At 51.1% G+C, this 25,736-nt stretch carries 29 protein-coding genes, 1 tRNA gene and 2 pseudogenes; 9 read left to right on the plus strand and 23 right to left on the minus strand.

The genetic code is table 11. The features are described 5' to 3' along the window. From kbl (IPH59_16025) to IPH59_16095, 15 genes are all read right to left on the minus strand, one after another. Window positions 1-1,266 carry a glycine C-acetyltransferase gene (kbl, locus tag IPH59_16025; protein ID MBK7093195.1) on the minus strand — a complete coding sequence of 422 codons (1,266 nt, stop codon included), beginning with the start codon at window positions 1,264-1,266 and terminating at the stop codon, window positions 1-3. A gap of 154 nt (window positions 1,267-1,420) precedes the next feature. Continuing rightward, window positions 1,421-2,668 carry a glycine C-acetyltransferase gene (gene kbl, locus IPH59_16030; GenBank protein ID MBK7093196.1) on the minus strand — a complete coding sequence of 416 codons (1,248 nt, stop codon included), beginning with the start codon at window positions 2,666-2,668 and terminating at the stop codon, window positions 1,421-1,423. A 7-nt stretch (window positions 2,669-2,675) separates the two neighbouring features. Further along, window positions 2,676-2,924: an acyl carrier protein gene (locus IPH59_16035; GenBank protein ID MBK7093197.1), complete on the minus strand. Its 249-nt coding sequence runs from the start codon at window positions 2,922-2,924 to the stop codon at window positions 2,676-2,678. A gap of 14 nt (window positions 2,925-2,938) precedes the next feature. Next, complete coding sequence (gene acsA, locus IPH59_16040) at window positions 2,939-4,645, minus strand: acetate--CoA ligase (GenBank protein ID MBK7093198.1); 1,707 nt, start codon at window positions 4,643-4,645, stop codon at window positions 2,939-2,941. A 196-nt stretch (window positions 4,646-4,841) separates the two neighbouring features. Beyond that, window positions 4,842-5,261, minus strand: a complete 420-nt coding sequence (locus tag IPH59_16045) for a DUF3788 family protein (GenBank protein MBK7093199.1) — start codon at window positions 5,259-5,261, stop codon at window positions 4,842-4,844. A gap of 41 nt (window positions 5,262-5,302) precedes the next feature. Then, window positions 5,303-5,956: a hypothetical protein gene (locus IPH59_16050; GenBank protein MBK7093200.1), complete on the minus strand. Its 654-nt coding sequence runs from the start codon at window positions 5,954-5,956 to the stop codon at window positions 5,303-5,305. Window positions 5,957-5,994: 38 nt separating this feature from the next. After that, the gene (locus IPH59_16055) at window positions 5,995-6,480 is read right to left on the minus strand and encodes a hypothetical protein (protein MBK7093201.1); all 486 of its coding nucleotides are present in this window, start codon (window positions 6,478-6,480) and stop codon (window positions 5,995-5,997) included. Between the two features lie 166 nt (window positions 6,481-6,646). Then, on the minus strand, window positions 6,647-7,228 hold the full coding sequence (locus tag IPH59_16060; protein MBK7093202.1) for a hypothetical protein: 582 nt from the start codon (window positions 7,226-7,228) through the stop codon (window positions 6,647-6,649). Between the two features lie 868 nt (window positions 7,229-8,096). Next, a complete protein-coding gene (locus tag IPH59_16065; protein MBK7093203.1) occupies window positions 8,097-8,720 on the minus strand; it encodes a hypothetical protein in 624 nt (207 codons plus the stop codon). Between the two features lie 215 nt (window positions 8,721-8,935). Beyond that, window positions 8,936-9,280 carry an RDD family protein gene (locus IPH59_16070; GenBank protein ID MBK7093204.1) on the minus strand — a complete coding sequence of 115 codons (345 nt, stop codon included), beginning with the start codon at window positions 9,278-9,280 and terminating at the stop codon, window positions 8,936-8,938. A 77-nt stretch (window positions 9,281-9,357) separates the two neighbouring features. Then, complete coding sequence (locus IPH59_16075; protein MBK7093205.1) at window positions 9,358-9,555, minus strand: hypothetical protein; 198 nt, start codon at window positions 9,553-9,555, stop codon at window positions 9,358-9,360. Between the two features lie 519 nt (window positions 9,556-10,074). After that, entirely contained in the window at window positions 10,075-10,821 is a 747-nt protein-coding gene (locus IPH59_16080) for a hypothetical protein (protein MBK7093206.1), read from the minus strand. 188 nt (window positions 10,822-11,009) lie between these two features. Beyond that, entirely contained in the window at window positions 11,010-11,255 is a 246-nt protein-coding gene (locus tag IPH59_16085; protein MBK7093207.1) for an HNH endonuclease, read from the minus strand. A 638-nt stretch (window positions 11,256-11,893) separates the two neighbouring features. After that, window positions 11,894-12,427, minus strand: a complete 534-nt coding sequence (locus IPH59_16090; GenBank protein MBK7093208.1) for a hypothetical protein — start codon at window positions 12,425-12,427, stop codon at window positions 11,894-11,896. A gap of 4 nt (window positions 12,428-12,431) precedes the next feature. After that, window positions 12,432-13,478: an alcohol dehydrogenase catalytic domain-containing protein gene (locus tag IPH59_16095; GenBank protein MBK7093209.1), complete on the minus strand. Its 1,047-nt coding sequence runs from the start codon at window positions 13,476-13,478 to the stop codon at window positions 12,432-12,434. Window positions 13,479-13,700: 222 nt separating this feature from the next. On the opposite strand from IPH59_16095, the gene IPH59_16100 reads away from it, so the two are divergent. Together IPH59_16100 and IPH59_16105 are read left to right on the plus strand one after the other, a co-directional pair. After that, the gene (locus tag IPH59_16100; GenBank protein ID MBK7093210.1) at window positions 13,701-14,222 is read left to right on the plus strand and encodes a hypothetical protein; all 522 of its coding nucleotides are present in this window, start codon (window positions 13,701-13,703) and stop codon (window positions 14,220-14,222) included. Between the two features lie 114 nt (window positions 14,223-14,336). Next, window positions 14,337-14,954, plus strand: coding sequence for a thrombospondin type 3 repeat-containing protein (locus IPH59_16105; protein MBK7093211.1), 618 nt, complete (start codon window positions 14,337-14,339; stop codon window positions 14,952-14,954). 62 nt (window positions 14,955-15,016) lie between these two features. Here the strand turns inward: IPH59_16105 and IPH59_16110 are convergent, their stop codons facing one another. Further along, complete coding sequence (locus tag IPH59_16110) at window positions 15,017-15,574, minus strand: DinB family protein (protein ID MBK7093212.1); 558 nt, start codon at window positions 15,572-15,574, stop codon at window positions 15,017-15,019. A 115-nt stretch (window positions 15,575-15,689) separates the two neighbouring features. On the opposite strand from IPH59_16110, the gene IPH59_16115 reads away from it, so the two are divergent. Then, window positions 15,690-15,774, plus strand: a tRNA-Ser gene (locus IPH59_16115). A 29-nt stretch (window positions 15,775-15,803) separates the two neighbouring features. On the opposite strand, the gene IPH59_16120 is transcribed toward IPH59_16115, so the two are convergent. The 3 genes from IPH59_16120 to IPH59_16130 all read right to left on the minus strand — a co-directional run bounded on the left by IPH59_16120 (window position 15,804) and on the right by IPH59_16130 (window position 18,465). Next, window positions 15,804-16,235 (minus strand): hypothetical protein, encoded by a 432-nt coding sequence (locus IPH59_16120; protein MBK7093213.1) that lies wholly within the window; start codon window positions 16,233-16,235, stop codon window positions 15,804-15,806. Between the two features lie 379 nt (window positions 16,236-16,614). Beyond that, window positions 16,615-17,682, minus strand: coding sequence for a hypothetical protein (locus IPH59_16125; protein MBK7093214.1), 1,068 nt, complete (start codon window positions 17,680-17,682; stop codon window positions 16,615-16,617). Between the two features lie 90 nt (window positions 17,683-17,772). Beyond that, window positions 17,773-18,465 carry a class I SAM-dependent methyltransferase gene (locus IPH59_16130; protein ID MBK7093215.1) on the minus strand — a complete coding sequence of 231 codons (693 nt, stop codon included), beginning with the start codon at window positions 18,463-18,465 and terminating at the stop codon, window positions 17,773-17,775. A 291-nt stretch (window positions 18,466-18,756) separates the two neighbouring features. Between IPH59_16130 and IPH59_16135 the strand changes: the two are divergent. Next, a pseudogene (locus IPH59_16135) lies at window positions 18,757-19,329 on the plus strand (endonuclease V). Between the two features lie 184 nt (window positions 19,330-19,513). Here IPH59_16135 and IPH59_16140 read toward each other — a convergent pair. The 4 genes from IPH59_16140 to IPH59_16155 all read right to left on the minus strand — a co-directional run bounded on the left by IPH59_16140 (window position 19,514) and on the right by IPH59_16155 (window position 21,902). Next, window positions 19,514-19,768, minus strand: a complete 255-nt coding sequence (locus tag IPH59_16140; GenBank protein ID MBK7093216.1) for a dockerin type I repeat-containing protein — start codon at window positions 19,766-19,768, stop codon at window positions 19,514-19,516. A 61-nt stretch (window positions 19,769-19,829) separates the two neighbouring features. Continuing rightward, entirely contained in the window at window positions 19,830-20,258 is a 429-nt protein-coding gene (locus tag IPH59_16145) for a thrombospondin type 3 repeat-containing protein (protein ID MBK7093217.1), read from the minus strand. Between the two features lie 419 nt (window positions 20,259-20,677). Then, entirely contained in the window at window positions 20,678-21,442 is a 765-nt protein-coding gene (locus tag IPH59_16150; GenBank protein ID MBK7093218.1) for a hypothetical protein, read from the minus strand. Between the two features lie 133 nt (window positions 21,443-21,575). Next, window positions 21,576-21,902 (minus strand): carboxypeptidase regulatory-like domain-containing protein, encoded by a 327-nt coding sequence (locus IPH59_16155; GenBank protein ID MBK7093219.1) that lies wholly within the window; start codon window positions 21,900-21,902, stop codon window positions 21,576-21,578. A 171-nt stretch (window positions 21,903-22,073) separates the two neighbouring features. Here IPH59_16155 and IPH59_16160 point away from each other — a divergent pair, with 171 nt between their 5' ends. The 5 genes and pseudogenes from IPH59_16160 to IPH59_16180 all read left to right on the plus strand — a co-directional run. Beyond that, window positions 22,074-22,559, plus strand: a complete 486-nt coding sequence (locus tag IPH59_16160) for a hypothetical protein (protein ID MBK7093220.1) — start codon at window positions 22,074-22,076, stop codon at window positions 22,557-22,559. Continuing rightward, window positions 22,531-22,920: a hypothetical protein gene (locus IPH59_16165; protein MBK7093221.1), complete on the plus strand. Its 390-nt coding sequence runs from the start codon at window positions 22,531-22,533 to the stop codon at window positions 22,918-22,920. Before IPH59_16160 ends, IPH59_16165 begins: the two co-directional genes overlap by 29 nt. Further along, the gene (locus IPH59_16170; GenBank protein MBK7093222.1) at window positions 22,917-23,276 is read left to right on the plus strand and encodes a hypothetical protein; all 360 of its coding nucleotides are present in this window, start codon (window positions 22,917-22,919) and stop codon (window positions 23,274-23,276) included. The genes IPH59_16165 and IPH59_16170 overlap by 4 nt, the downstream gene beginning before the upstream one ends. A gap of 8 nt (window positions 23,277-23,284) precedes the next feature. After that, a pseudogene (gene lepA / locus IPH59_16175) lies at window positions 23,285-25,181 on the plus strand (elongation factor 4). Window positions 25,182-25,332: 151 nt separating this feature from the next. Beyond that, the coding region (locus IPH59_16180; GenBank protein MBK7093223.1) for a diheme cytochrome c-553 at window positions 25,333-25,736 on the plus strand (404 nt) is incomplete at its 3' end.

Genomic DNA, 25,736 nt, shown 5'->3' on the forward strand with positions numbered 1-25,736 from the left:
TTAAGAAATCACGCCGTGCTTTTTGCCGACTTTGGAAAATGCTGCCAGCGCCCGATCGATCTGCTCTTGCGTGTGGGCGGCGGATAGTTGTACACGAATGCGAGCTGCGCCCTTCGGCACTACCGGATAGAAGAAGCCGACGACGTAGATTCCTTCATCATAGAGATCGCGCGCCATATGCTGTGATAACTCGGCGTCGTTCTCAAATCTGCGGAATAGGATCGGCACAATCGGGTGAATGCCCTGCACAATATCGAATCCGCGCGCGTTCATCTCTTTGCGGAAATACTGTGTATTTGCCATCAGCCGTTCACGCAGATCGTCGCTGTTCGACAACAAATCGAAGGCGGCGATACTTCCCGCCACCAGTGCCGGAGCTACGGTATTGGAGAAGAGATACGGCCGCGATTTTTGCCGCAGCAACTCAATGATTTCGCGCTTGCCCGTTGTGAATCCACCGGAGCCTCCACCCATAGCTTTGCCAAGTGTCGAAGTGATAATCTCGACTTCACCCAACACTTCGTTAATCTCCAGCGATCCACGTCCCGTCTTTCCCAAGAAGCCGGTGGCGTGACTTTCATCGACCATAACCATCGCGTCGTACTTTCTTGCCAAAGCTACAATGTCTTTGACCTTGGCAATGTCGCCATCCATCGAGAAGACGCCATCGGTGGCGATCAAGATGTTGCGCGAAGGCTGAGGGCGGTCTGAAAGTCCGGGATGATCCCAAATATCCATGCCTTCCCGGGCGCGAATCAGATTTCGTTCCAGCGAGGCCATGTCGGAGTGTTCATAGATGTATCGCTTGGCTTTGCAAAGTCGGATGCCGTCGATAATACTGGCGTGATTTAAGCTGTCGGTGATGATGCAGTCTTCGGCTCCGAGCAGGCACTCAAAAAGTCCGCCGTTGGCGTCGAAGCAAGATGAATAGAGAATTGCATCATCGGTTTGATAGAATTCGGTGATTCTCTTTTCTAATTGGATATGGAGATCTTGGGTGCCGCAGATGAAGCGAACGGAAGACAAGCCGAATCCGTAATCATCCAGCGCCTTGTGGGCGGCGGCGAGAATCGCCGGATGATTAGCCAATCCGAGGTAGTTGTTCGCACAGAAATTGAGAACGTCAGTAACTTCTTGTTGTCTCGGCAACGAAACGCTGATGTGAGCGTTTTGTGCTGAGCGAATGATCCGTTCTTCCTTGAAGATCCCGGAATCGCGGATATTTGATAGCTCTGAACTGAAGTCATACTTGGCACGCTGGTACATACAGTCTCCTTGTTGGGGCATATTCTACAGCATTGCCCAGCGTATGTAAACAGCTTTTGTAGATTTGATGCGGGTGGAATCGGCGATACACCTAAGAAAACAGGTGCCGGATCTTTGAGCGAAACCGGCACCTGCTTGAGTTGGTTAGTTGCGACTAAAGCCCGTATTTCTCGATAATCTGCTCTTTGGTTTTGTGCAGAATATCAAACTTCTTGCCTACTTTGATGAAGGCGGCCAAGGCTTTATCCAAGTGATGCTGATCGTGCGCCGCAGAGAGTTGTGTGCGGATTCGCGCTTGCCCTTTGGCAACGACCGGGAAGAAGAATCCGACAGCGTAAATGCCCTCTTGGAACAGCTCACGGGCGAAATCTTGCGACAATTTGGCATTAAACAACATAACTGGCACGATAGGTGTCTCGCCATCCTTGATGATCAAGCCGCCTTCGGTCAAGCCCTTGCGCCAGAACAGGGTATTGCGTTCCAGTTTGTCGCGTCTCTCGGTTGTTTGACTAATCAAGTCTAAGACACGACTGGCTCCGACGGCAACCACCGGAGGAATGGTATTTGAGAAGAGATAAGGCCGAGCTTTCTGTCGGCACATTTCGACGATCTCCTTCCGACCAGAAACGCAACCACCCGAAGCACCGCCCAAGGCTTTGCCAAGCGTCGTTGTTATAATGTCGAGTTTGCCGACGACTCCAAAGTGCTCATGTGTACCGCGACCAGTCTTGCCGATGAATCCAGAAGCGTGCGAGTCATCGAGGAACACCATGGAATTGTACTTCTCGGCGAGTTCGACAATTTTGTCGAGCGGCGCCAAGTCGCCGTCCATTGAGAACGATCCGTCGGTGATTATCAATCGGAAACGCTTGTCCTGATGAAGCTGAAGCTTCTCTTCAAGGTGCTCCATGTTGGAGTGCTTGTATGTGTCTTGGTGCGCTTTGCACAGGCGCATGCCGTCAACGATCGACGCATGCACCAAACGATCGGCAATCATAACATCCTGATCTGTCAAGACAGCTTCAAACACGCCGGCGTTGGCATCCATGCATGATGGAAACAGAATGGTGTCCTCGGTGCCGAGGAATTTTGTCAACTTCTCTTCAAGCTGTTTATGAACATCTTGAGTGCCGCAAATAAAGCGAACCGACGACATACCGTAGCCGCGTTCATCCAGACCTTTGCGGGCGGCTGCAATTACCTCTGGATGCGAGGACAATCCAAGGTAGTTGTTGGCGCACATGTTGATGACGCGCTTATGTGCTGAACCCGCCGGAAACTCGACCTCAATGTCCGAGCCTTGCGGCGCACAGATAATGCGTTCTTCCTTGAAAATACCTGCCGAGACGATTTCATTTAGTTGGGTCTGGTAGGCATCGCGAACTGATGCAGAAAATGCCATATAACACCTATTCCACGTTAAATTCCTTGAGCAGGGCGACAATCTTATTTACCGAATCAAATGCCTTCGGGCTCGCCTTGGCGTCAGGAATCTGGATCTTGTATCTGGTTTCGAGAAATACCTTGAGTGAGACCATCGAGAATGAATCGACAATACCGCCGGAAATGAGCGGCGTGTCGAAGTCGATTACTTGATCTTCATCTTCAAGGTATTCACGCTTCACATAGTCGAGTACAATTTCTTTGATATTAGACATACACTTCTCCTCACTTACATATCATCTTCCAAAGTTGACGTATCACCAATTTCTTGTCCCCATTCTTTCGCACGCAAAAGTCTGCGCATGATCTTGCCGCTGCGTGTCTTTGGCAACGAAGGTGCAAACTCGATTTCTTGCGGCATCGCTAATGGGGATAGCTTCTTGCGAATAAAGTTCATGATTTCGAGTTCGAGTTCCTTGGAAGTTTCGAACCCCGACTTGAGCGTAACGAATGCTTTCACAACTTCCATGTTGACCGGATCCGGTTTGCCAACGACGGCAGACTCAGCGACTGCAGGATGTTCAAGTAGTGCAGACTCGATCTCAAATGGACCGACGAGATGTCCGGCAGTGTTGATTACGTCATCGTCACGACCCACGAACCAGTAGTAACCTTCGTCATCAATGCTTGCCCGATCACCGCAGATGTACCAGCCGTTGATGAACTTCTTGTCGTAGGTTTCCTTGTTGTTCCAGTAACCGCGAATCATTGCCGGCCAGCCGGGTTTGAGTGCGATCAATCCAACAATGCCGGTGCGGGTGATTGGCTGATGCGTCTTCATGTCCAGCACGGTTGCAGTGATTCCCGGGAATGGTTTTCCCATTGATCCGGGTTTGACCTTCATGCCTGGATAGTTGGAGATTACGATGCTTCCCGTTTCAGTTTGCCAGTAAGTATCGTGGAACGGCAGGCCAAATGCCCGCTGCGACCACAAGACAGCCTCGGCGTTGAGCGGCTCACCGACCGAAGCAAGGTGCCGCAGACTCTTCATGTCGTACTTGCGAACAGCCTCTTCGCCCTCTTTCATCAATGAGCGTATCGCTGTTGGCGCTGAGTACCAAACGGTAACGCGGCAATCCTGAATGAACTGATACCAATTGTCAGCGCTGAAGCCTTCATCAAGGACGCACTGTGTGACTCCACAAGACCACGGTCCAATGATGCCGTACGACGTGCCGGTTACCCAGCCGGGGTCGGCAGTACACCAATAGATGTCATCGTCCATCAGGTCGAGCGCGTAGCGTGTCGTGATGTATTGCGAGATCAGCGAGTAATGAACATGCTGTGCGCCTTTGGGCTTGCCGGTCGTGCCTGATGTATAGTGCAGCACCGAAGGCGTTTCAGCGACAGACGGATACACATCGTACCTGTCGAGCGCCATCGAGTCGTTCATGTGCATCGCAATTTCGTGTTCTTGCAACGGTTTGACGCCGTCATCGTCGACGACGATGATCAACCGCAGATTTGGCAGTTCCGGCAAGATTTTGCGAACTTTGAAAACATGCTTGCGCTGGGTGATAATCGCCGCTGTCTGCGCATCTTCAAGTCTGGTAAAAAGCGACTCGGGACCGAAAGCCGAGAATAGCGGCTGGGAGATAGCGCCGAGCTTCAATACACCGAGAAACCCGAAGTAGAGTTCGGGAATCTTGTCCATAAAGAGACAAACTCGCTCGCCGGGCTTGATTCCTTGATTTCCGAGGAATGCGGCGATGCCGTTGGTTAGTTTGCGCATCTGGTCAAACGTATAGTCTCGCCGTTCGCCGGTAAATGATTTCCAGATTAAAGCTGTCTTCTGAGATTTGCCAAGACTGCAGATTCGATCACTGCAGTATGCCCCGATATTAATCGTTTTTCCACTTTGATAGTCCAACTCGCGTTCAGCGAGCTGCCATTCGAAGGATTTGTAGGTTTGTTCGAAGTTCCCGATATGAGTCACGCCCTCGCCTCCACAACATTAGGGGTAAGATCGCCTTCAGGTTGTCTTCGAGAATATATCTACCGCTCCTGAATCCGGCAAGCAAATAAGACGTTTTTGTCCCTCTTTATTGTGAAAAAATTCACTTTTGGCCTCTCATAGAATTGTGATTGGCGTGAATCAGAGACTGTGACTGTAGGAGTGAGAATCAATCGAATCAGTGTGCCATTTTGATAACGGCGAGCTTTTTGATGCTATCTACGTCCTTGGATGTTCGGACTTCAAGGCGAACGCCACGACCTTCGGCGTATTTCGGCGCTTTGTCGATCACTTCGAGCATGGCAGCAGGCAATTTTGCGGCGTGTGCCGCCGCTACCGCCTTTTCGCCAAGGGCAAATGATGCAAGGAAGTAGCCCTTGCAGGGTGTCATGTAGAGCACTGCCCGTTTTTCACCCTTCAGGCGCAATCCCCAGCCAGTGCTTTTGCTGGCGAATCCCCATTCCGGCGAGATCGGAGCGTATTCTGCGATGACGTGATCTTTGAGTGCGCACCAAAGTTTGTAAGTCTTGCCAAGTACCTCGCTGAGATCATCCTCTTGAGGCGGGTGTGCTTTGTCGTCAAATATGCTTATAGCCACGAGAGTCTCACAGATTAGGCACTAGGCGATGTGAAAGTTCCTCAGGAATTGTCGTCCTCTTCGCCGCCTTCCAATTCAGAAGGTACGAGTTTGCTGAAACACGTTTCACAGAAGAAATCTTCGTCAACAAGGAAGGTGTGCTCCGGATCGAGAACAACAGCGCATTTGGCGCAGACTGTATCAGGTAGACCTTCTTCCAATAGGCGGACCTCTTCGACTTCCGGTTTGTCACCGGGGCTGATGTTGGGAACGCTGTCGCCATATCCATACATTTTCGCCAGAGGATCATTCACCAGTTCCGATGCCGAAGTTTGTTCAGGATCATTCGTAAGGCTCGCGTTCACATCAATTCGGCGCCCGGTCAGTGAATGGACCTCATCATCGATGGATACTTCTGGATATGGTACCAACTGGGTTGTGCCGCATTCGGGGCAGGTCAAAGTACCTTCGTTGAGTTCCTGACGTTCGATGGTGAGTTTCTCGCCGCACTTTTCGCAGTCAACGTCCATTGTCGGAAAGGGGAACATCTTGAGGCGGTAGGCTCTGATCTGCGTTTCATCGACACCGCGTTCGAGTAATGCTGCGCGCAGGAAGCCCTGCGCTTCCGATGAGTACTCGCACAGTTCAAAAGCTGCGGCATGCAGTAAAACTGGCGTGTCGAGCAGGCGAAAGTGTTCGAGAATTTCGTTTGTCATAGTGCTCCTTCGCCAGTCAAGATATGATATCGCGAGTATTAATCAAACTCGTACTTTGTTTCTGCCGGAGTTTGTTCGTAACCAACTCTGCCAATCACGATGTCGGCACGGATATAGCTTTCGCTCTTCATCGGCGAGCCGTGAAGTCTGCGCATCATTGCCAATTGTCCGGTATGAGTCAAGGAATCGGCGATAGGACCTTGAACCAGCTTGGTTAGTTCAAAATTGGACGGCAATTCGGAGGCGAGGTAGTCATCGAACTTCTTGAGGCTGACGAAGAAGCGTTTGCACTCCTCCTGCCATCCCTGCGGCACAGCGGGATTCCATTTGGGTTCGCCAATTGAGATACTCAATGCCCAATCGAACAGGTCGCCCATGTGTGCGACAATCTGTAAGGATGTCTTGCCGTTGGGGCTGGCTTTGAAGTCGGCGAATGACTCGGGCGCACCGCGAAGAGTTTTGGATGCACGGTATGCCAATGTCGCCAGTAGATGCCGGATGATTTCCCGGTCAGTCATAGACATGTTCTGTTTCCTCCACTGCTGGTTCAAAGATGTTACCGGTACTTGATAGCGGTGCCAAATTGGGCGGGCAATCACATTCTATCGGGAATCCTGAAAAAGCAGATACAAAGAAGAAGCCCCGAATGCACACCATTCGGGGCTCGCAGATTGGGTGTTTCGATCCCCCTTATTCGCTGATACCGTACTTCGAGAAGTGTTCGATTGCCAACTGCGGCGAGGCTTCGGCTTCGATTTGCTGAACTTCCCACAATTCTGAATCCGGATTGAAGTAGAAAAGTACTGAGCTGGATGTACTCGTAACATGCGAGTTTGGCTGAACATAAAGCGGGTACTTGAACTTCGTTCCATCAGGACCGCATTCAAGCATCCAGAACTTGCCGAATGGCGCCTGGTACTTGGTGACTCGGATAGTCAAAGTAATCGGGCTTTTCACTGCAGCGTAGGGGAGTGAGAAACCGATCTTTTCGGCGCCGTTCACCATGTCGATTTGCGAACCGTAAGGGCTCACTTCCTTTACCAAGGTCGTGTCAAACAGGATCGGACAGTCGATGACATTGAACCCAGCGCCGCGCTGGGGCTGGTCGTCGATCATCGTTTCGTTGAGCCAATCGAGCTTGTCCTGTGTCGAGACCGTTGTCGGGGCGATGCTGTTGGTCGTACAGCCGGTAATAACGACCAGAGACAAAGAGATGACCAGCAGCGCCAATAGTGCTGGAACGTACAGTAGATGACGCGGTGATCTCCTCAAGTTTCCTCCTTCAGAGTCGAGCTGACCCCGGGTAATGTGCCAGTTGTCCTCGGGAGGAACTATCGCAAAGGGGCGGCCAAAGTGTTTCAACACGTTACATTTTCGGTACAGCCAGATATGCCGTTGCTGGGGCGTATCTTAGGAAGGCGGTTTTTGCGCAACGATTGAGCACAGGATTTGAACAACCGGTTTTTTGACAAAAAGAGAGGGATTGTTCCCACTGAAGATGGGAATTTGGTTACACTTCTCCATGAATCGGGTAAGTTTCTTACCTGCTTTGTGGTGGAAATTAATCCGACTCTGTAGGTCTGGAATTTGATTTCTTTTAGTTCGTGATCGTTTCCTATTCTAATCTGTTTCCGCTACGTGACTTACTCAATAAAACGGCGTAACCCGGGTTAATCGGGATTGCTGACGCTAATCACCGAAACCGGTGTTCGCACCAGAGACCATTTGCATCTGCAGGCGGGGCTACCTACTGCAGACTTGCCCCGGCAATTGCTCGCCGTGAGATCGAGATTGTTGAACCGCAACGGCCGTTGCGAACTCACTGCGAAGCCTTTGTTGGGCCGGCAAAGCTGGCGCTTCTGAGCGAACATCAGTGCCTTCACTTATTGGCGCGAAAAATAATGTCGAGTGGATAGCTACAGATTTTTGTGGTCAGCTTTGCCCCCCCCAGAAGGGAAAAGGAAACTTGAACGCCCACGAGGGGCGCCGGGCTACAGGCACTGCGGCGTCCGGGCACCACCGCCCCCGCGGGAAGTGGGGCTTAAGTGCGGCGCGGCGCCGCCCCGACCCGCACCTGACGCAAACTCGGGGGGGCGTAGGACGGACAGAAAAGGGGGAAACGGGCGAGGGAACCGCGCCCCTACGAGTAGAATCTTCTCTGTGATTGCCGAGTCCAGGCGCAAGGAGGGGGGGGCGAAGTCGAGCTGAAAAGCGCGAGTGTTGGCTTGACTTCTGCGCCGCACTGGTCGCAGAATGATGCTGATGGTGACACCGGATGGCCATTGGAACAACGTCGCTGCGGATCGCTTTTGCTAACTTGAATCGCGGAATAAAGCGTGCCCATAGCAATCGCATAAAACGGCAGAATGTGACCCGTCATCATGGTGATTTCCTTGATGCTTGTTTCTGGAGTACTACCATCCGGAGCGACTGCATGACCCAAGGCAAATCTTGCAAAATTTAATAGCGCGTAGGCGAAGCATCCGTAGATGATGTACTTCATCCAAGGCGGACAACCCCTTAGAACTGCCTTCCACAAGTCCTTTTGTTTGAACTCGCGTGCCATTCCGTTAGTAACTAAGACAGTGGGGAGAAACACTGCGAATACCCCGAAGAAAAGGTATTCGGATCTGCCTTCAGATATATCGTAGCCTGCCAATCCGCAGACGTGAACTGTGGCGCTGATCACCAATCCGGCAGCCGCAATGATGACGAATACGTAGAGCAGTGGAGTGAGGTGCTCCCACCATTGATTATTCTGCATACAACCGCCTTACTCTAATTGCCGGCTCGCCGCCTTTGTCGAGCACTTTCAATTCATTAAAGGTAATTAATTTGCGGAGGATGAAATCCACAATGGAATTTTTGTTTCAGAAAAACCGCCCTCACCTCCCGCGAAGCCCTCACCCCAGCCCTCTCCCAAGGGAGAGGGAGTCGGGCAGACGAGGAGAGGCTGCCGCGCACAGAACCACAACTATATCAGAACTGTCCTACCGGCGGTATCTTTACTGGTTCGATTACTACCGTGCCCGCAAGCAAGTCGTGAATACAGCGATAATCGTGGCGAGCTATGAAAAGTATGTCCACCAATCCATACAACGGTACAAGAGCAAAAATCGTGTTGACAAACACACGCAGCAGGACATTGGGGACAAATCCGCCGTTGACGCCACTATCGTTCATCACGATTCTGATGTCGAGAATCTTTTTGCCAATTGATTGACCATCCCTTGTCAAGAAGTAGATCTGCAAAGCAACGAGAATAATCGCAGGAACCCAGTAGTTTAATGGATAAGTCGATTCAGCAACTTTGCTCGTTACCATCCCGAGCAGGAAAACCTACAATGAGCGCCGCTGTATTGATCAACTGGGCAGCAAGGCGCTTCAGTGGGTTCGCGAGATTATGGCGAACAGTTGGGGATTCCATCACGACGCTTGGAATTGGCGTTCGGACCAGATGACGACGAATCAGTAGTGTCGCTGTGATTCGGCACGGTGTTCATTTGACCGCAACGCGGACACTCGGATTGCTCACTCGGCTTGAGTAGGTGCTCGATGATTGTCGCCCCGCATTTGGAGCAGGTAATTCTTGTGCTCATGACATTGCCCTCTACGGATAATCAACTATTCGGTCATAAAATGTCAATCAAAATAGAGAATGACATCCGCTTTTATTGTCATTTTGGGGATTGGGACTTCGGCACCAGTCGCGAAGCGGAAGGTGTGTTCAGTACAACACAATGTCAGGGCACGGGGCTCCTGACCTACCAACTGATGCAAGAAGAGTGCCCGACTGAAGTCAGACCCACAATCGGAATGTCGGGTTCCTCCCGTTTGAGGCGGGATGGGAAGGCTGACCTGCTTCTATTAGTCTTGTAGGTCACGCGCTAAGAGGGCGCGACCTACTAAGCTAGAGCGCGGGACAGGCGTGATGTCAGGAGCACGGGGCTCCTGACCTACTTAACTGCAGCGTCAGGTCACAACTCGTTCGCGATGGGAGTGAGAGCTTAAGTGCGGCGCAGCGTCGCGTCCGAGTCAAGACCTGACGCAACTACAAGGATCCTCACCAAGTACGGGGAATTCGTATGGTAGTCAAAGCACGTGAGTCAAAATCACCGTCAAGTTGTCTCTGAGGATTGTCCCCAAATGAGTGTGTATAATTGGTTAGTTGACTCCAAAAGCGTGCCTGCTGCCCAGAAAACGTCAAATGTCAACTCAAATGTGATTTCTGCAAAGTTGACACCTGGAACTTGTAGTATACGACTGGCAACTTCGCCCAGAGAGATACATGGTGATTGTTTGGCATTCGGCGACAACGGATCGACGTAGAGTTGACTAACGTGGAAATCACCAAGTTCAACCGCTCGACCCTTGGAATCTAACGGCATGTTCTTGAGAATCCTCACAATAGTTGGCCTTACGACAATGATGCATGAATCTGCACGAGACTTACCATTGTTGGCTATATTCAGACAGATTGATAGTACACGACCGTAACTCCCAAGACTGTCAATCCATGAGGGATAGATTTCTTCTCCTTCACAAGTGATTGAAATGTCCGGTCGGTTGGCAGCAACCTGCGATTGTACAAGTACTTGTTGTTGCCTGAACTGCTCGGAAGTATCGCAGACAATAACAAGGGTCAATGCCGCCATAATAACCGTTGCTAAAGATGCTAGCGGGGTGAGAAACAAATTTCCCCAAGAGGCAATTCTGGCGGCTTCTCCCATCTGGTGAGCACAAAACCGACATGATCTTGCGCTTTGCGGTATTTCTGCCCCACACATTGGACATGCTTTGACTCGTTGTGATGCAGCCTTTGCAGGCTCACGCGAACCTTCTCCCTTAGTATTCTTTTTGCCCACAAGTGTGCCTCTTTCTCAATAGGAAAATCTGTACCCAGCGAAGCGCAAGCGGCATTGGCTTTGGATCGCCGGAGAGTTTGCGGGCACCTCGAGTGGAGCCGTGCGAATCAAAAGCCCACCAGTTGGGGGGGACACATGTGCCCTTCGAATCAGCAAGCCCACCCGCAGGGTGGGGTACGATCACAGTATCACTGATTTGCGGTAATATCCCGTCGCAATTCCATGATAGACTTCATCGGTTTTGACCGGTGTAGCATTCGGTGGCAGTTTGAACAAACCAGTGAAATATCCAAGATTCTCGTCTTGTGCTTTCCACGAATTGAACTGACAGGAACTGTATGATGTGCTTCTATGTAGCCGGCGCCAAGCTCACCATACTTCTCTGTAAAGGAGAAATCGCAAACATCACAACGCAACTCTCCAACTTTCTTCACTCTTTCTCGCTTTGCGGCTCGGACTATCGATTGGTCTCTTTCCAATGAACGGTGCATGCGGTACTTTACGCGTCCTTCTGCAAAATTGGACTCCTCGTTTTCTCCCGCGATTAGAATTCTGTGGATTTCTCGTCCGTGAGATTTTTCGATGATTTCGAATGAGTGCCGATTGAACCAGTTCTTCGCCTCAACTGCATTGAAGCCACGTTTGAACTCCTTGCCTTCTGAATACTTGGCCGCAATTGAAATCACGAGCTTCGGCGGATAACGCCTCTCTCCGTATTTCAAGTCATAACGATAGGATTTTCGCCTGCGAGGTATTCCTTGCGCATCAATCTCCGCGATGGCCGACCGTATATGTCTGATCTTAATCGAAGAAGGAATCATCTCAATTCCCTTTCAGAATTAGGACGTGTGCAAACTGGAAACTCGTATCTTTATTACTGCCCCCTACTACATCATCAGCACGAACTTGGCGAAGGGTTGGCTGTTGGTGGCAAACCTCAAATCCCCCGCCAAGTGGGTTTAGTTTAGGCGCACTTGAGAGAGTACAGGTGCATCGAAGTGAGCCGCTCGAATCATCAAGCCAACCCGTTGTGTGGGGCACACTGTTTGGGTGTGGTACAATGTTGCTTTGTTCATCCATTGCGATTCCAGAACTCACTAACGAGTGCGCTATACTGAAAATCGTGACGCGTGGCGTACTTCTTACCTTCAATGTTCTTGACACTCGCCTTCACTATGAAGACACATTCTTCGGGGCTGTCAACCTTTCTCAAGTCACTGTGCTCGATCAGTCCAGACAACTCCTCAAAGCTTTCTAAGTACAGCGCTACGTTACAGCTCGTGCGTGGGTTTAGGGGTACCGGAATTGAATCGATTCCCAACCAATCACAATCATGCCTTCGGATGCTCCGTTGATTCACACTGATTTGGAGACTTTCAGCATCTATAATGAGCGGTCTGGCGCCTTCATTTACTATCTGCAAAACGATCAACTCTTGATCCTCTTCGCGGCCCTCAATTTCCTTTGGAAACTTACTGGTGTCACCCTTCACGAGTACAAGCGTCAGTCTTCTTCGTCTTTCCCACCTTGTTAAGATGAAGACAAGTATGCTCAGAGCTAGCCCAAGCACGCCAGCGAGATTCACGAGTATTTCAAGCCCTGACATCCTCCTACTCCATCATCAGCACGACCTTGGCGGAGGGTTGACTGCCGGTGGCGAACATGTCGACGGCTTCAAGGAAATTCTTGAAGGGGTAGCGATGGGTAATCACCGGGCGCGGATCAACCATGCCGCCATCGAGAAGCGCCTGCATCTGATACCAGGTCTCGAACATCTTGCGGCCATTGATACCGATCACGGTTGCGCCTTTGAAGATGATGGCTTTGTTGACATCGATCATCACCGCATCGGGCGGAATACCGAACATCACGAGAGTACCGGCTTTGCGGAGAATTTCAAATCCGGTTTCGACGGACTTCTGGTTGCCCGCCATATCGAGGACGACATCGACGCCGCCGGAGGTTTCATCCCAGATGCGCGTCTTGAAATCCTTGTCGTTGGCGACATTGATCGAGACGTGGGCGCCCATCTGCTTGCAGATATCGAGATTGAAATCCTGCATGCCGATATTGTAGATTCGTTCGGCGCCGACGGCTTTGGCGATACCGCAGGAAAACGCCGCGGTGGGGCCGTCGCCGATGATGGCGATGCGCTTGGTCGAGACATTGGCGGACATGGTGGTGTAGACCGCGTTGCCGAAGGGTTCGTGGATCGAGGCGATTGCCGGGTCCATTCCTTTGTCGATTTTCCAGCAGACGATTTCCGGGAGCGCGACGTATTCGGCAAAGATGCCGTCGGTGTCGACACCGAGGATGACGAGATTGTCGCAGATGTGCATGTTGCCCATGCGGCATTGTTTGCATACACCGCAGGGGATGTGTGATTCGGCGGCGATGAAGTCGCCGAGTTTGAGACCGCGGATATTTTTGCCGACTTCGACAACTTCGCCGCAACATTCGTGGCCGAAAATCAACGGTGGTTTAAGGCGGCCCTGCGCCCATTTGTCCCAATTGTAGATATGCTTGTCGGTACCGCAGATGGAAGACGCAATGGTCTTGATCAGTACCTGGTTGTCGTTTATCTGAGGAATTTTGACTTCACGAAAATCGGCTCCCGCCGCCCGTTCCGGTTTTACTCCGGCCCACATCGTTTCCACGGTCGTTGTCCTTTCCCCTCGGTCTTGTCCAAGGGACTTGATAGGTGCTGGGAAAAGATACACTTCGGCAACCGCAAAGTCAATCAGCCCCGATGCCGGTGTTTCCTTTGGAAAAGATTAGACCTTTGCCCGGAAGAAACTGGCATATTGACAAATTGCACCCAAGGCCTTATTATATGGATAATAACGTCTATTACCCAAGCCGAACGCGGAGGTTTTGCGATGCGCTGGACCGCTGTTTTGACATTCTCGGTGATTATTGCCATCACCACGAGTGAAGTCTATGGCCAGCAGAGCACAAGCGGACCGTTCTCGCCGGCAGGGATCGACCGTGGCCTGCGCCCGCCCGACAAATCCCGCAAAGTCATCGGCGGCGTCCCATCCTACATTTGGCACCACGGTTGCGGCCCGACAGCCGCCGGTATGGTGCTGGGCTTCTGGGACGGCTTTGCATTTCCCAACCTGATTTCGGGATCGGCAAACACACAGACTATTGAAGTCAGCGAGATGATGGCGACCGACGGCGGAAATGAAGGCTGCGGTATTAGTGCATCGGATCACTTTCGCGACTACTCCTGCCCGATTGATGCTTCGCCCGGAGCTTTGCAGCCGGATCGCTCTGAGACCGGCCAGGTGCACGCCAACAATTGCCTGGCGGATTTCATGCTCACCTCCCGAAGCGCGAGTTATAACTACTACGGTTGGAGTTGGTTCAATGACGTTGAATCGTCTTTGCGGCAATAATTCCTCTATCGACTCCCCGGAACAACCATCAACGCCGGCAGCTTTCTTTTTGATAATTACAGTTGGGAACTATTCAAAGATCAGATTGACCTCCTCCATCCGCTGGTGCTTTTGGTGGACACTGAGGGCGACGGCTGGACTGACCACTTTGTGACCGCAATCGGCTACGATGAAGCCCGGCAAGAATATGGCATCTATGACACGTGGGATCACAACGTGCATTGGTACAAGTGGCGCAAAATTGCTTCGGGAAGCGAGTGGGGTGTCTTCGGGGTGACAACGTTTGGCCCGCAGATTGCTTGTGTTGACAGTGACTCCGACGGATACGGAGATCCAGAGCAGGCCGGCAATCAGTGTCCTGACGATAACTGCCCGGCAATTGCCAATTCTGACCAGGGCGATGTCGATGGCGACTTGCTGGGCAATTCCTGCGATCCTGACGCCGACGCCGACGCAATCGCCAATGCTCTCGACAACTGCTGGTTAGTAGGCAATCCCGAACAGGAGGATTCGGATGCTGACTCGGTCGGCAACCTGTGTGACAATTGTCCAAACGTTGGCAATTCTCAACAGCGGGATGAAGACTATGATGGCGTGGGCGACCTCTGTGACGGCAAGCTCCACATCTATTCTCGGTCTTGTCCCGACGCATATCTTGGAAAACCTTACTACTTCCACTTGATAAATTACATTTTTGCCGGCGGACCCCAACCCTGCGCGGACTGCAAGTGAGACTCACAAAGCAACAAGGCAGGTCACTCTAACCTGCCCCTTCTCATACCGTGATTTGTGCGCTACACCGCCGGTGCCGGCATCCCGTAATTGCCCCATTCCTCCAGCGATGGACCGTAAATTCCTGGAATTTTCAGTCCGGCCTGACGCATAAGCACAGTCATTTGGCCGCGGTGATGAACCTCGTGGCCGATCAGAACAAAGAGGGTGAAGCTGCGCGTCCAGATCGAGCCGTACATGTCGTCTTCCTGGAGGAGGGTTTCGTCATTCCAGTTCGCCTTGATGGTCGCCAAGAGCGAAGTTGCGGCCTTGTCGTACGCTTGCTGGATGGCGGCGGCGCTGGTGGGAACCGGAGAGTGTTCGTCGGGTGCGTCGATTTTCAGACCGAGGCGGGTCGGCATCTCGCCCATAGTCTGGATGATATGCCAGGCCATACGACCCAATGTGCGGTGGTCCTTGGCGACGGACTGACTTAGCGAGGCGTCGGTTAGAGCCCCAAGAATTTTCCGGGTCGCTGTTGATTCGTTATTCCACCATTTTCGAAGTCTGCGATTGTGCGAATCAGCACGAAGCCTTCTGACATAATGTCTCCTCGACGACTCTTGGTCGCAACGGTCTATAGGTTCATAAAGTATCCGTGGGTAAAATGGACATTGTGTGGCTGGCCGTCAATCACATTTCTGGGGCATAGGTTTTCGGTTGCGCGGAGGCTGTGCGAGGAATATATTCTCGTCAGGAGAGTTGGCAGAGCGGTCTAATGCGGCGGTCTTGAAAACCGTTGTCCTGCAAGGGACCGGGGGTTCGAATCCCTCACTCTCCGATTTGATTCATGAGTCGAGTTTCGGTTTACTACTTCACCGACTGCCACGAGTCGGTTTTCTTGTAGTCGAAGAGCAACAACAACGGAATCACCAGCCAAATCAACAGCGCCAATCCTGTCACTGACAGTGTCACTGCGCTCTTCGTTGAAATCAGGAAGATGAAGCTTCCGCCCCAGACGAAAATGTTGATGGCAACAATTGTCAGTGTCACTCTGAGATTCTCCATCGTCCAGCCTAGCTTGATTAGAATCTTCATCGACATAGCAAAAGCCAAAAACAGCAGTCCTGCGACGCGGAGAATGCTGACAGCGACGAAGTAGGTGCTGTCGGTTACGATCCGGCCGGAACGTTCGCCCAGGGAAATCAGGGCATCATTGACGATCAAGTGGGGAACCATCAGCGCGAAGACACCGCAGGCAAACGTAAACCAGATTGAGAAGTTGATCAGCCGCCAAGTCATTTAATGAATCTACCTCCTACAACATCAAACTGCAACACATCATCACCGAAGTTGCCTGAATAGGAAATCAACTGCCTAAACCTTTGCCGTCAACCATCGGCCGCGGCGATAATAGAAGTAGAACAGTATCGTTGTCAAAATTCCCGAGCCGGTAAGAACCCACCAAACGGCGGTCTCATTGAAGCCAAGCAGCTGCGTCAACATGACTGCAGGTAGTACCTGGAAAAGCCACGAATGGATAATGCTGAATACAATGTATGGCGCATTGAGTCCGACGCCAAGATGAATCTGTTCAAGCATCAAGAATGCGCCAAAGAACGGGAAACTGATCGCCGTAATACGCAGAATGTTAACACCGTGGCGGACCGTTTCTTCGCTCTCAAAGAACACCCGCATGTACGCTCCCGCAAAGACAAAGGTCAGAATTCCCATCGCAGCCATAATTCCGAACGATAACAAAACAGCATGGTCGGCAGTCGCTTTGGCGCGGTCGAGTTTCTTTGCGCCGATATTGTGTCCAATCAGAGACGACAGCCCAAGTCCAATGCCGACAATGATCGACATCCCAAACCCGATGACTTGCATGCTCGCTCCATAGGCTGCAACGACAGTCGTGCCGAATCCGGCAACGATCGGCGTAATCAACAAGCGGGATAGAGAGAATGAGAGTTCGCCCAACCAGGCCGGGACGCCAAGCCAGATCATGGTCCACATAGAGGCAATCGAAATCGGTACTTTGCTGCGAAGGTGGAGCCGGACATTTACTTTGTTCGAGAAGAACAGAGCAATGCCAACAATAAACGTGACTGTGACGCTGATCACCGTCGCCCACCCGCTCGGCAATGCCCCACTGCGGAAGACCCATCCAGCCGAACATCAGAAGCGGCGCCAAAATTACGTTGAGGATGTTTGACCCCAGCATCAGCGCCATCGCCAAATTCGGATTCGCCACACAGCGGAGGGCCGTAAAAATCGTGTAAACCGAATACATAATCGGCAAACCAATGATCATGATCCTGCCATAGACTATTCCCATCTCTAATGCTTGCCCCTTTGCACCGAGGAGTTCGAGAAAGTCCGGAAGGAAGTACAGTCCTGTGAGGTTAAGCAGTATCCCAAAGAACAGTTTCAGAATCAGTGTTTCCTTAATTGCTGTTTCTGTCCGGTCGAAGTCCTTTTCGCCATATCGCCGAGAGATTATCGCAACAGAGCCAGGCCCAATGAGGCTGTTGAAGGCAAAAAGCATCCAGAGCAGATTCATGAAGAAAGTCACACCGGCAACCCCGGTTTCGCCATTCGGTAGGCGCGACACCCAGAACATGTCGGCAACTGAATAGAGATGCTGGGCCAGGAACCCGATCATCGACGGCAGCCCCATCTTCAGCACGGAGGCTGCAACGGAACCTTCGGTAAAGTCGGTACGTTTCTGCTCGGTGGTTTCTAACATGGTTTAGCTATACGATAATATCGCAAGAATGTTCGTAACCGGTTACGCAAAATTGTTCCTCAATTGCCTGGTAGTCGTTACAGGCATCCTTCACTTTCTTGCATGGCCGAATATTATGTACTTATGGTGATCTTTCAGAATGGGGTCAATGATTTTGTCTATGTGATGGAGAGTCTTTCTTTGAAATTCATTGCGTCCGAACGTGCCGAGGAATCCAAAAGTCGCATAATTGAAGTGAGAAAACCCTCCATGAAACTGCTGCATCTCTTCAATCGTGACATAGCGCCAATATCCTCCCCATTTAGTCATCCTTCGGAAAAATCGATGAAGTGCAGTACCGGCGAGGTTTTCAGCAAAAAGCAGGATGCCGCCCGGCTTAAGAACCCGGTACATTTCGCTGATAGCATTTGCCTGATGGTTTATTTGGTCGTTGCGGCCAATGGTACCAAGAATCGACTTAAATGCGACTACATCGAAACGGCCACTATCAAACGGTAATCGCGTCGCGTCGGCAGCAGCGTAATTGATCAGATGAGAAACGCCGTGGCGCTGGTGGCGAATCTCCGCTGTCGCCCGTGGGTTCTCGACATCGCTGCAAATTACACGGAATCCTTTGAGTGCGAAGTAGAGCGACAAGCCTCCTTCTCGAGCGCCGACTTCCAGCGCCGAGGCTCCTTGCAGGACTTGAGAAAGTACCTTGTCCCACGTTCTGAGCGCGACGCTCCAGTTCTTTATGTCCCAGCCTATTATGTCCTGGAGAGTTGATCCCGGGTACTTAGTCATTTGGAGAATACTGTTATGGCCTTGAAATCTGTTAGATTAGTGAGTACTATATTGTCCACCTTTTTGTATACTGCGAACGGGTCAGGCAATTTGGAATGAAGTGGTACCACGGTGACTGCCTCCTGTTTCCCACAACAGCACAGTTTTGCCGCACCCTTGCAGAGCAGTAAAAAATGTACAGTAGAAGGAATTGGAATGAAGTTCAATCGTCTACATTCTTGGACAGACGATGTAAAAGAGGCCGAGCGTCTTCAAGAAAACATGCTCCCTTGGTGAGCACTAAACCGGAAGACCTCTTTTCGTCTCGTAGGCGGAGTTGATGTCGCCTACTCAAAAAAAGACAACACCGCGTTTTGCACGGTCGTTGTCATGAAAGTACCCGAGATGGAACTACTCGAAAAAGTTCGCGCTCAAGCGGAAATCACCTTCCCGTTTGTACCCGGACTTTTTTACTTTCGAGAGGGTCCCGTCATCTCAAAAGCCCTGAGCAGGCTCAAATTTGTGCCCGATGTCTTTATTTTTGATGGTCACGGCATCGATCACCCGCGCGGTATCGGTATGGCGTCGCACATGGGTGTGATGCTCGAGATGCCGACGATCGGCTGCGCCAAAAAGATTCTTGTCGGCAAGGTCGATGCTCTTGGGAATGAAGTCGGCGAGACGGCTGCCATCTATCTTGGCAATATTGAAGTCGGGCGCGCCATCAGATCACGCGAAAATGTCAAACCGCTCTTTGTCTCCCCGGTCACAAGATCGATGTTGAGACGGCAGTCAAGACGGTTATCGACCTCTTGCGTGGATATCGTCTTCCGAGCCATTGCGCTTGGCCCACATCATGGTCAACAAACAGCGTCGCAACTATGACATGAATTTGCCGGGTGGAAATGCACCATCCCGCGGACGCCAGCGTGATGATGACGATGATGATGATCGCGAGTAACCCTATCGAACAATAGTAAACGATTCATTCAGTTACCGCTAATGCACTAAGGGCGACCAACCGGTCGCCCTTAATGTTTGTGATCCGAAATTCGATTTGTTGTTGGTGCTAAGGCAGACACGCGGCACAAGGCACTGGTCCGCCGGAAAAGATGTGACTGATCAGATAGACTACGTCGGAAATCGTCACGCTCGAGTTGCAATCAACATCTGCCGATTCGAGCGGATCCGGCACTGTACCTCCGGAGAAGATGTAATTGATTATCCTCACGACGTCGGAAATATTGACCGACCCGCTGTTGTCTGCATCACCGCAAATATAGTCTGGAGGCGGTGCATCAGTAACGGCGATATGCAGGCTCAACGTGTCTGATTTAGCTGGACTACCCGCGTCCGTCGCAGTTATTGTGAAGTAGTAATCGGCATTAAATGTCGGAACGCCTGTGAGCGTACCTTGGGGGGCTGTTGAATGTCAGACCAAAGGGAAGATCTCCTCCAAGGAAAGCCCAGCTGTAAGACCCAACTCCGCCGATTGCTTCCATTTGGCAGAAGTAACTCTCCATCCGATAGGCTGGCGGCATATTATAGCTTAGAATGTGCACTCTGCCATCGCAGTAGTCGCCGATACCGTCATTATACTCATCTTCCTGAAGCGGATTATAAACATCAGGACAGTTATCGCAGGAACTGCCGACTGCGTCGAGGTCGGGGTCGGCTTGCGAGGCATTCGCGACATAAATGCAGTTATCGACACCATTCAGAACTCCGTCGTTATCAAAGTCACCTGAGTTGGCGCCTTGGACGACTGTCGCCAATGATGCGCGCACCATCCGCGTCATGTACTCGAAATTCATATATGTGGTGCTGTCGCGTGCTGAGTGATAGACGCTTGAGAAGTTGTATTCTATGATGAAGACTGCTGTATACCCGTTCTGCGTAAATGGATAGTGGTCCGATCCGCTCGAGTTGCCGCTAAGATACCCAGTGATACCATAGCTTGCTTGAGCAATACCGTTCCACATGCTGGCGTATGTCGTGTTGGCACCACTATACACTGTCGCCCGATTCGTGTTTGAGATGTTTGCGATCATGTCCATATTGAACATAAACAGAATCTGATCACCGCGAGCTGCCGCAGCATTGGCATAGTGGTACGAGCCGTAGAGTCCCCATTCTTCTGCGTCAAAAGTAATGAACTTGATTGTGACTTCTGTCGGCGTGTCCGGAAAGAGCGCGGGCAATTTCTAACACTCCGGCCGTCCCAGAACCGTTATCATCCGGCAGGCGAGGTTGTTACTCCGTCATAGTGAGCGCCGACAATAATCTCAATCTCCGGATATACTGTTCCAACCTTGGTCGCCACGACATTGTAGCACTGGTTTGTCTTACCGTTAAAATACTGACTCCAGCCATCGAGATAAACCGAATCATATCCGAACGACTCGAACTTAGCCTTGATCCAATCCCTTGCAAGGAAAATACTTGACGAACCGGCAACACGGCGATAATAGGATTGCAGGCGAGCAGTGTATGAATAGAGCGAATCCTGCTGGATTGTGCCTAACAATCTCTCTGGAGTCGACGACTGGTCATGTGCTACGAATTCTTTCAAGCTCGACTCTTCAAAAACTATCCGGAGCGGCTGATGCGGCAAGGCGAGCAATGTCGGTTGATCCTCTCGAGTCGGATCAAATCCACCCGGTACCCGATAGACGCGAATAGCGCCTTCGGAGAAGACACTTGAATATCTCGACTGGTTGTAGTTATCGAGACGAAGGTCAAGTGCAAGCTCGTCGCGGTTGACTGCTGAAGCTACAGTATCGACTTTCAATCCAGATGCCGAAAGTTGTGCGGTGGTTGAAGGCTCTGCAATTAACAGATAGCCGGAATTCGTCTTGAGTACAGCATCGGGGCTGTAACTCCTGAGCAATTGTGCGTCATCCCGGTTGCTGAGCGTGACTTTCACAAGGTCCGAGGCGATTGCTGCAGTTGACAGTAGAAGAGTTAGAATTGTGACAAATTTTAACGTGGTTCTCATGGCAGGTAACTCCAGAGTAAGAGATCTAAAGAAATAGCGTTGATAATATAGTCTTAAATCTAATTTAGTAAAGCCCAAAAGCGGTCAATTATGCGGGGTTGAAATGAGCTGAAAGGAGTCGAGGGAATTTTTCTTACCTAGGACTGCCTACCCGAAACAGTCGGACTTCGTACTCGGTCGATCCGGAGACAATCAAAGAATCAGTATACAGGTGGTAACCCGACTTGTATGCTGAGATTTGATAAACCCCCGCGGAAACCACAGAGAAGCTGAATTGTCCATTTGTTACGGTCGTAAATGAGTAATCACCCAGCTTCACCTCGACCTTCGGAATCGGAAATTCCGTATCCTCGAGCAAGACCCTGCCGGTTACTTGACCAACCTCGCGACTATTGTCGACCGCATTCGAACAAGACAATGCTGCCACTACAATCGCGATAACTGAAATCAAATTCCGCATGTAACACAACTTCCCGAATTGATATGGTGATTATCACAATTTCTACGAATTGATAAGTGCCGATTTTTGTCATTTACTGCCTAATCTGACCATCGCGAGAGAGTTGCAAGTTCACCTTGTCCTAATTCGCTTGACTTAAATTCACCAAATCCCTAACCTTTATGATTCACTATGGCTACTAATTCTGAACTGAGATACGATTTCTGGGACATTCTCAAAGCCCCACGTATGGCTTTGTCCGGCAAGTGCTTGCTTGCTCAGGCACAGCCGCTGGCATTCGGCTACGCCGCTTATCTCGTGTTCGCTTACCTTGCCCTGCTAGTCGACGGGCAACAACTATCCTCAGTCTGGAGCCAGTTCAGGCTCTTTCCCGTTCTTTCTTTGGGCTTGGAACATTGGGTACAGCTGCGCAATTTGGATTGTCGGAATTATCGCATTCATTGTCAGTATGACTACGGCAACCTCACAGTAGCCAAGCTTGGTTTCCGAGCATCTTCGCGGAAACCACTTCTTCTCGAAGGGGATGCAGCGAATGACGCTCGTTCCAACTTGATGCCCATGTGGGTTTCAGGCGGAGTTGGTACTGCTTTTGATAGCAGTTTTAACGCTGGTTCAAGGTGTAGTCAGCTTGGTATCACTGATTCCGGGAATCGGTGAACTTCTCTATGCAGTGCTCTACATCGTACCATTCTTTCTGTGGTCGCTCTTCCTCGTCTTCCTTGCTTTTGGATTGGCGACGTCTTGCCTGACACTCCCGGCAATCATTGTCGCCCGCGAGAAAGAAACCTTCGGAGCGACATTCTATATTTACAATGTCATCTGGACGCAGCCCTTACGCTGGTTGGGAATGACTATCTCCGGGCTGCTTCTCGCAAAAATTGGCATCTTTGTGATCGGCTATTTCTTTGCTCGCGCTCTACAGTTAACCAACTTCCTTGCAGGCTGGTTTGGCGGCGAGAAAGATAAACAGCATCATCGTCAGCGCCTTATAGCGCCCTCGACCCAATCCAGAACGTGATTCGCTTCTTCACGACTCTGTATCCCGGCTCGTGCATCAGCTATGACCCCCAAATGCCTATCGTATACAACCTCAAGCACTTCGACTGGCTCTCTTCAGTTTCCGGAACCGAGCAAGTCGCCGCATTAGTCATCGCTATTGGTGTGTTGGGGATCCTGTTTCTGATGATTTCTTACGGTATCAATATCGTCACCAATTCGCAGTTATTGGCTTTTCTGCTGGTAGCATATTCTGAGGACAAGGTCAAACTTACCGAAGATGCCTCCAATCGTGCCGCCGAAACGAACGAAATTCTTCCCCGAAAAACCGCAATCAGACAGCACGAACTCTTGACATTACCCCTCTTTGCACCGTAAATAGGCCGATGGAATTAGTAAAGAACATACGCAACTTCTCGATTATCGCACATATCGACCACGGCAAGTCAACTATCGCGGACCGCTTGCTCGGAAATGACGCGCACTATCAACGTCACTCACAAGCAAATGCTCGACAATATGGATCTCGAGCAAGAGCGCGGAATCACGATCAAAGCACATGCGATCCGCATGCACTATCACTAATGACGGGCACAAGTACATCCTAAATTTGATCGATACTCCCGGCCACGTCGACTTCTCCTATGAAGTCTCCCGCTCAATTGCCGCCTGCGAGGGCGCACTCTTGGTTGTTGACGCCTCTCAGGGAATCGAGGCGCAAACGCTGTCGAATCTCTACAAAGCGCTTGACCAGAATCTGGAAATCATATCGGTACTCAACAAGATTGATCTTCCCCACGCCGAACCGGAGCGCGTCGCCGAGTCGATTCTCAATCTCATTGGCGGCAAGAAGGAAGATATCCTTCACCTCCGCGAAGATGGGTATCGGGATTCATGAGATTCTCGAAGCCATCGTTCAGCGCATTCCGGCTCCATCCACCGATCCCAACGGAACTCTGAAGGCGATGGTGTTCGATTCCAAGTTCGACAGTTATCGCGGCGCCGTTCCGTACTTGCGTGTCGTCGATGGCGAAGTCAGAAGGGCGATGTCATCAAGTTTTCTCCACCGGAATCGGAATACGAAGTCGACGAGGTTGGCCACTTGATCATCGACCGCAAACCGGCCAAAAACTCACCGCAGGGGAGGTCGGCTACATCGTCTGCAACATCCGCCACCTTGCTGATGCCAAAGTCGGCGATACAATCACCTATGCTAAAGATGGTGCTCCAACGCCGCTGCCGGGCTTCAAAGAAATTAAATCGATGGTCTTTTCCGGTATCTATCCCGCGACCACCGAACGCTATGAACAGCTCCGCGAAGCGCTGGAGAAACTCCAACTCAATGATGCGTCCTTAACTTTCGAACCGGAATCGTCGCTGGCATTGGGATTCGGTTTCCGCTGCGGGTTCCTTGGGCTGTTGCATCTCGAGATTGTGCACGATCGCCTTGAACGCGAATACGGCGTCACGATTGTCAACACGGTGCCCAACGTCGAGTATCACGTTTACACCAAGAACAGCGAAATCGTCAAGGTCGATAACCCGGCCAAGATGCCTTCACCGATGTTGATCGACCATATCGAAGAACCGTTTGTCGCGGCTCAAATCATCACGCCGGTGGAATACATCGGCGGCATCATGAAGATTATCGCCGAACGCCGCGGCGAATTCAAAGCTACACATTATCCCGATCCGGCGCGTGCAACACTGGAATTTAATTTGCCACTATCGGAGATCATCTTCGATTTCCACGACAAACTCAAATCGATTTCGCGCGGATATGCTTCGCTCGACTACGATTTCCCTCGAAATGCGCACCAGCAAATTGCAGAAACTCGACATCCTGCTCAATTCCGAACCGGTCGATGCGCTGTCGTGTTTGATTCATCAGGACCGCGCCCAAGTCTGGGGCCGCAAACTTTGCTCAAAACTGCAGGAGTTGATTCCGCGACAGATGTTCGAAGTCATCATCCAGGCGGCAATCGGCTCCAAAGTCGTCGCGCGCGAGACAGTCCGCGCCATGCGCAAGAACGTCACGGCAAAATGCTATGGCGGCGACATCACCGTAAACGCAAACTGATCGAGCGTCAAAAAGAGGGTAAGAAGAAGATGAAGCAGATTGACAGCGTGGAATTACCGCAGGAAGCATTCTGGCGGTGCTGCAAATCGACCGGGACGGGAATAACGTACTTCAAGAAACTCGACTATCTGTTCGTAAACGCGAGTATCAAAACCTGCTCGAATATAGCCTCCATGGCTCTGTATTTATTGACACAACCATAAGTGCTCCTAAATTACGACCGTAATATTCACAAGGAGTACCTAATGCGACTGACAAAGTCAAAACCGTCCTATCACTTTCTCTTCTTACTGCAGCTTTGATTGTTGCAATTGCGCCCAAAGCAGCGCCGACAAGCCGCTCACCAAGGACGAAATGATCAAACGCGGGTCGTACTTGGTAAATTCCGGCTCGTGTAATGACTGCCATTCACCCAAGAAGTATGGCCCGAAGGGACCGAACCGGATCGTCAATCTTGCTGTCTGGCCACAGAGCGAATCTGCCGGTCGCAGCGATTCCGCGGCTGGATTGCCCGATCCCAATGGCTGGGTCGTGGGCCGTAATGCCGACTTCACGGCGTGGGCCGGTCCATGGGGCGTTTCGTTCGCTGCCAACTTGACACCCGACCCGAACACGGGTATTGGCAAGTGGACCGAAGACGACTTTGTTAATGCGATGCGCAACGGCAAACACACCGGTACGGGTCGCGAGATTCTCCCGCCGATGCCGTGGCAAATGATCGGTCAGATGACTGATGAGGATCTCAAGTCGATGTTTGC

Source organism: bacterium, assembly GCA_016708315.1.
Lineage (GTDB): Bacteria > Zixibacteria > MSB-5A5 > CAIYYT01 > CAIYYT01 > JADJGC01.